Source organism: Anaerovibrio sp. JC8, from assembly GCF_002100115.1.
In the GTDB taxonomy this organism is placed as follows: Bacteria; Bacillota; Negativicutes; order Selenomonadales; family Selenomonadaceae; genus Anaerovibrio.
Map to the genome: position 1 here is coordinate 1 of NZ_ANBM01000029.1, position 1,168 is coordinate 1,168.

Here is a 1,168-nt window from a genome sequence, read left to right on the forward strand (position 1 = left end):
ATTATTGTCAACTTGGAGGAAAAGCCAACCATCCTCCACCGCCGCCTCGACGCTTCCGCCCGCGATCCACAGCGAAACGGCCAGTGCCAGAGCCGCCTGTCCCTTCAATCCTTTCCAGCCATTGCCCTTATTGGCTTTACTGGTGCTGTTGTCCTTTTCCAGTGGACTTCTATGTTTTTCCGTTCTCATTTTCATACCCTCCATGCATATCCGTTATGCCATGAGGCATGTTTTCACCTACCATCAAAATATCATGAAAACAGCAAAAATTCAATAGAAAAAAAACAAACGTCGTAAGTAAAAAATCCACCGCCAAAGCAGTGGATTTTTAAATGATATGTGATATGAATTATTTAGAAATTATACTTTAATCCCACACCGCCGGTGAGGCCCTCTTTCTTTCCAGCAAAGGCTGTAAGATTAAGGTCCACGGTCCATGGGGAATCGGCCTGGGTAATGGTGGCTCCCACCTCTGCAAATAGCATGAATTTTTCCAAAATTCAACGACTTTGCAAAAAGTGGTCGATTTTTGCAAAGTGGTCGATTTTTAGACCATTTGACTTTTCTTCTATAACATTTTTTGTCATAGCTAAGGCAATAAAAAGCGCCCCGGTTTTCCCAGAGCGCATCAAACATCACTTGGTTATTAAATTATTAATTGTAGACCAGATTTATGCTGCTTACATTTCCCCTACTGTCATAGTCAGAAGAAATACTCCCCCAGGAATATTCCTGTTTTCCTTCTATGCCGTAGCCCTTCAATATTTCATCATGAAAGGCCTTTCTTTTAGGCTCATCAATTTCTGAGAATTTCCTGTCGCAGCATATCAAGGAAAGCATGTATATGGCACCATTTCTGAAGAACAGACAGGCAAGATAGCATCTGCCGTCAATATAAACCTTTTCCTCTAAATCGACGATGAGTATGCCATCCTGATTGCAGAAATATCTGCTTTTCTTAAAATCTTCAAATGTATAGCCGGGGCCAATCATTAAATCATCATAAAGCCCCACTAATCCTTTTTCAAAATCCTTCATGCAACTAATCCTTTACACCGCAATATGAAACCATCTATCCTTCTCTATGCTATATTATAATCCTCCAAAATGAAAAAATCTTTAAAAGCTGGATTAAAAAAGGACCAACGCAACCGACTATCTACAGACA

General features: G+C 40.5%; 3 protein-coding genes. All 3 read right to left on the reverse strand.

Annotated elements, in window-relative coordinates; translation table 11 throughout:
- Nucleotides 1-189, reverse strand: a 189-nt coding sequence (locus D081_RS12455) for a hypothetical protein (protein ID WP_143272212.1), incomplete at its 3' end; no start/stop codon positions are given.
- Nucleotides 190-353: 164 nt separating this feature from the next.
- Nucleotides 354-485, reverse strand: a complete 132-nt coding sequence (locus tag D081_RS13050) for a hypothetical protein (protein ID WP_255375019.1) — start codon at nt 483-485, stop codon at nt 354-356.
- A gap of 169 nt (nt 486-654) precedes the next feature.
- Nucleotides 655-1,038, reverse strand: coding sequence for a hypothetical protein (locus D081_RS12460; protein WP_085024487.1), 384 nt, complete (start codon nt 1,036-1,038; stop codon nt 655-657).
- Nucleotides 1,039-1,168: the final 130 nt, after the last annotated feature.